3 protein-coding genes are annotated in these 4778 nt (G+C 73.2%); all 3 read right to left on the bottom strand.

Features of this window, described 5'->3' with window-relative positions; genetic code table 11:
* Positions 1 to 56: 56 nt before the first annotated feature.
* The 3 genes from D1825_RS01160 to D1825_RS01150 all read right to left on the bottom strand — a co-directional run bounded on the left by D1825_RS01160 (position 57) and on the right by D1825_RS01150 (position 4621).
* Positions 57 to 2288 carry an Ig-like domain-containing protein gene (locus tag D1825_RS01160; protein WP_147356246.1) on the bottom strand — a complete coding sequence of 744 codons (2232 nt, stop codon included), beginning with the start codon at positions 2286 to 2288 and terminating at the stop codon, positions 57 to 59.
* 145 nt (positions 2289 to 2433) lie between these two features.
* Complete coding sequence (gene otsB, locus D1825_RS01155) at positions 2434 to 3180, bottom strand: trehalose-phosphatase (RefSeq protein WP_118765687.1); 747 nt, start codon at positions 3178 to 3180, stop codon at positions 2434 to 2436.
* Positions 3173 to 4621, bottom strand: coding sequence for an alpha,alpha-trehalose-phosphate synthase (UDP-forming) (locus D1825_RS01150; RefSeq protein WP_118765685.1), 1449 nt, complete (start codon positions 4619 to 4621; stop codon positions 3173 to 3175). The genes otsB and D1825_RS01150 overlap by 8 nt, the downstream gene beginning before the upstream one ends.
* Between the last annotated feature and the right edge of the window lie 157 nt (positions 4622 to 4778).

The following is a 4778-nucleotide window of genomic DNA, read 5'->3' as shown; positions in this document are numbered from 1 at the left end:
GAGCGCCGGGCGCCCAGAGGGCTGCCCGGCGCTCGCAGGGGGTGATTCTGCGGCCGTCAGGCCCTGCGGCGTCGTGCGACGACGAGCAGACCGGCGCCGACGAGCAGCAGGAGCGATCCGAGCAGCAGCATCGGCTGCACGTTCGAACCGGTCACCGCGAGCTCGTCGTCCGGGTCGGCCGCGACCACGACGGTCACGGCGACCTTCTGCACGTGGACGTCGCCGAGCGCGTCGGTCGCCGTCACCACGAGCGTGTGCTTCCCGGCGGGCGTGCCCAGCGGGATCGTGACGTCCGCGACCGCGAAGCCGTCCGCGTCCGCCGTGGCGGAGCCCAGGTCCGTGGGCGTGGAGTGCAGCTCGAAGCCGACCTTCGTCCCCGGGAGCAGGCCCGCGGCGGCGGCGTGGAGCGTGTCGCCCGGGTGGACGGTGGTCACGGCGTTGCCGTCGTCGTCGAGCAGGGCCGCGTCGAACGTGCTCGGCGCGACCGTGAAGTGGCGGACCTTCGACGCGCTGTAGATCGTCGGCTCGGTCGCCTCGATGATCGCCTGGACCGTGTGGTCGCCGGGCGTCCTCGGGGCGGCGAACGTCAGCACGGCCGTCTCGTCGTCGGCCGCGTCGGCGTCGATGTCCTGCGGGTCCACGGCCCTGCCGTCGACCCGCAGCGTGAGCTGGCCCTCGTCGAGCATCTCGACGATGTCGTCCACGGTTGCCGTCACGAGGTCCTCGTCGAACCAGCTGATCGACACCTTGACCGCGTTGTCGACCCCGTCGCCGGAACGGTAGGGGCCGGGGTCGACCTGCAGGTCGATCGGCATCGTGAAGCCGGGGACGGTCACCGTCTTGGCCGTGCTGGTCAGGTCGCCGGCCGAGCCGAAGGGGGACTCGGCGACGAGGCGGACCTGGATCGGGTGGTCGGCGGCGATGTCGTCGCTGGTGAGAGCCAGGAAGATCGGCGTCACGAGAGGGATCTCGACGGTGCCGTCGTCGGCGACCTCGGCCTGCTCGCCCCCCTCGATGTCCTCGCCGTCCTCATCCTCCTCGCCGAACCCGACCGTCCACTCGCCGTCGATCTTGACCTCAGCGCGGACCGTTGCGCCCGGGAGCTGGCCCGTCGCGCGCGCGAACACTTCGGGGGACGACAGCGGCGACGTGACCGCGTGCCCCTTCGCGTCGACGATCGTCCACGGCAGCGTCGCGGGCAGGACGGTGAAGGCGGCCTTGCTGGTGGTGGACGCGAGGCCCGCGTCGTCCGCGCTGAACGCCGCGGAGACCTGGTGCACGCCGACGCCGGTGGCAGGGACGGTGAGCGTCGCGGCGGCCGTGGCGCCGTCGATCGCGGCCGCGACGGGCGCGCCGGACTTCTTGCCGTCGACCAGGAGCTGGACCGTGCCGCCGGTCAGGTCGGTCTCGCTGCTGGCCGTGATCGTGACCTTCGCCTTGGTCGACCTGCCGGCGACCGCGTGGTCGGAGCCCAGGGCGATCGTCGCCGTCGTCGTCACCGCAGCAGGCGCCGCGTACGTGAGGACCACCAGGCCGCGGAGGTCGGCGAACGGTGGCGTGCGGGGCGCGACGAGCCTCACGCCCTCACCGACGTAGCCGGACCCACCCCCGCCACCGAAGCTCTCGACGCCGTCGGCCCCGCCGCCGCCACCGCCGAAGTAGCCGCCGCCGCCCGCGCCGATGGTCGCGGTCGCGGGCGCGCCGCCGGTGCCGAACGTCGTCCTCGTCGCCGGGCCCGTGCCCGGCTCGGCGCTCGCGTCGCCAGCGGTGCCGGCCGACGTCGCGGTCGCTCCTCCGCCTCCGCCGATGCCGGCGCCCGCCGCTCCGTCGAGCGACAGGCCGCCTCCGCCGTTTCCGCCCTGCTGGCCGTTCGAGCCGATGCTCCCACCGCCGCCGGCCACCAGGAGCAGCTTGGTCGGGTCGGCAAGGAACGTTCCGCCGCCGCCGCCGGCGGTCGCTCCGCCGCCGTAGCTGGAGTCCCCGGCCCATGCACCGACGCGCAGGGTGAGCTCCTGGCCGGGCGTGACCGGCACCGTGCCCTCGACGACGCCACCGAATCCGGCCGTGGTGCCCGAGCCGCCGAGCCCGTCGCCACCGACGAGCAGGGCATCCACGGACGTCACGCCCGCCGGGACGGTCCAGGTCTGCGGTTCGGAACCCTCGTAGTAGTACGTGACCGTGCAGGAGCGGGTCGTGCAGGACCCGTCGGCCTCGGCTGCGGGGGCGACGACGACCGAGCCGGCGACCGCCGTTCCGAGGGCGGCGGTCAGGGCGAGGAGACGCCGCATCGGGCGCGAGGTGGTGACAGGCACAGGTGCTCCAGGGTCGAGAACGTAGGCGCACTCTCGCACATCCGGCGGGCCCGTCACGCCGAAATCACGGGGCAGGTGAAGCCACCCGCGGCGGTTCGTCCGATTGGTCCGACGTCGCAGGTCAGACGAGCGTCGTGAGCGCCTCGACGAGCTCGTCGGCGGAACCCACGCGGTGCCGCGCGAGGGAGTCGCCGGGGCCGACCTTGATCGTCACGTCGCCGTCCCCGAGGACCTCGAACGCGCGCTCGTCGGTGGTGTCGTCACCCGCGAAGAGCACCGAACGCGCGCCGAGCTCGTCGCGCAGCGCGGCCAGGGCCTCGCCCTTGCTCGCGTGCAGCACCGAGATCTCGACGACGTCCTTGCCGTGCAGCACGCCCGAGCCGAGCTCGGCGCCGAGCGCGAGCGCCGCGGCCTCCGCCTCCTGCCGGTCCTCGTCCTGCGCGAGCCGGGTGTGCACGACGACAGCGGTGGGCTTGGTCTCGACCCACACGCCGTCCTTGCCGCGCACGAGGCCCGCGGCGCGCGCTCCGAGCGAGGCGAGCCGGTCGGCCTCGTCGTCGGTCAGCTGCACGACGTCGCGGTCGAGGCCGAAGCGCGTGACGCGCGCGCGCTCGGCACCGTGGCTGCCGATGAGGAACGTGCCCTCGGGGACCTCGGCCAGAGCGTGCAGGTCGTGCAGCGCGCGGCCCGAGACGAGCGCGAGCGACACGTCCGGCCGGGCGGCGACCCGGGCGAGGACGTCAACGCCCGCGGGGATGATCCGCGACGCGCTCGGGTCGTCCTGCAGGGGGGCGAGCGTGCCGTCGAAGTCGAGCGCGACGAGCAGGGGACGGGCGGTCGCGGCGATGGCGGTGATGAGCTCAGACATGCCCACCCCGTCCTTCGCGGTTGGGCACCGCCGTGAGCACAGCGAGGAACTCCTGCGACCAGGCGTTGACGTCGTGACCGAGCACGCGTCGGCGCAGGCGGCGCATCCGCTTGCGCGACTCGCGCGGGTCGATGTGCACCGCGTAGGTGATCGCGTCCTTCATGCCGTCGATGTCGTGCGGGTTGACGAGGATCGCGCCGGTGAGCTCGTCGGCCGCGCCCGTGAACTCGGACAGCACGAGCGCGCCGCGGTCGTCGGACCGGGCCGCGACGTACTCCTTGGCCACGAGGTTCATGCCGTCGCGCAAGGCGGTCACGAGCATGACGTCGGCCGCGAGGTACAGCGCCGCCATCTCCTCCATGGGGAAGGACTGGTGCAGGTACTGGACTGGCGCGTGGCCCACCTGGCCGTAGTCGCCGTTGATCCGGCCGACGAGCTGCTCGACCTCGTCGCGCAGCTGGGCGTACGCGTCGACGTTCTCGCGGCTCGGGCTCGCCACCTGGACCAGGGTCGTCGACGTGGCCGAGAGCCGGCCGTCGTGCAGGAGCTCGCCGTACGCCTTGATGCGGTGGCGGATGCCCTTGGTGTAGTCGAGCCGGTCCACGCCCAGCAGGAGCACCTCGGGGTCGCCGAGCTCGGTGCGGATCTGCTTCGCGCGGGCCTGCACCTCGGGGGTGCGGGCCAGCTCGTCGAACGCGCCCGAGTCGATCGAGATCGGGAACGCGGCCGCGCGCACGTGCCGCTCGACCTTGCCGTGCTTGGCCAGGGTGATGACCTGGCCGCGCGTCGTCAGGCCGGTCAGGCGGCGCACCACGCGGACGAAGTTGGCGGCGTCGCCGCCGCGCTGGAAGCCGATGAGGTCCGCGCCGAGGAGCCCCTCGACGACCTGCTTGCGCCACGGGAGCTGGATGAACAGCTCGAGCGGCGGCCACGGGATGTGGTGGAAGTAGCCGATCCGCAGGTCCGGTCGCAGCTCGCGCAGCATCTTGGGGACCAGCTGCAGCTGGTAGTCGTGCACCCACACCGTCGCGCCGTGCGCGGCCTGACCGGCGGCGGCCTCGGCGAAGCGGCGGTTGACGCGCTGGTAGGCCTCCCACCAGGTGCGGTGGAACGTCGGTGGGGAGATGACGTCGTGGTAGAGCGGCCACAGGGTGTCGTTGGAGAAGCCCTCGTAGAACTTCTCGATGTCCTCCGCGGACAGCGTGACGGGGATCAGCTCGGTGCCGTCGACCTCGAACGGCTCGACGTCGTGGTCCGGAGCGCCGCTCCAGCCCACCCACGCGCCGTCGGCCTGCGCCATCACCGGGTTGAGGGCGGTCACCAGGCCACCGGGTGAGCGGGTCCAGGTCGGCTCGCCGTCCTCGCCGACGGTCACGTCCACGGGCAGGCGGTTGGCGACGACGACCAGGTCGTAGCCGCGTTCGGGCACAGCGATCGGCACAGCATCAGCTCCTCGGGATCTGGCTTCGACCTTAGTCGCCCGTGCGGCGGCACGCCCGGCCGTGAGCGCTCGGATCGCAGGTCGGACGGCTAGCGTGGCTGCGCATGGAGCGGATCGGGCTGACACCGGGGTCGGAGATCGGCGGGTACACCGTCGT

The organism is Cellulomonas rhizosphaerae, from assembly GCF_003470205.1.
Lineage (GTDB): Bacteria > Actinomycetota > Actinomycetes > Actinomycetales > Cellulomonadaceae > Cellulomonas > Cellulomonas rhizosphaerae.
This window is presented reverse-complemented; position numbering and strand designations above follow the sequence as displayed.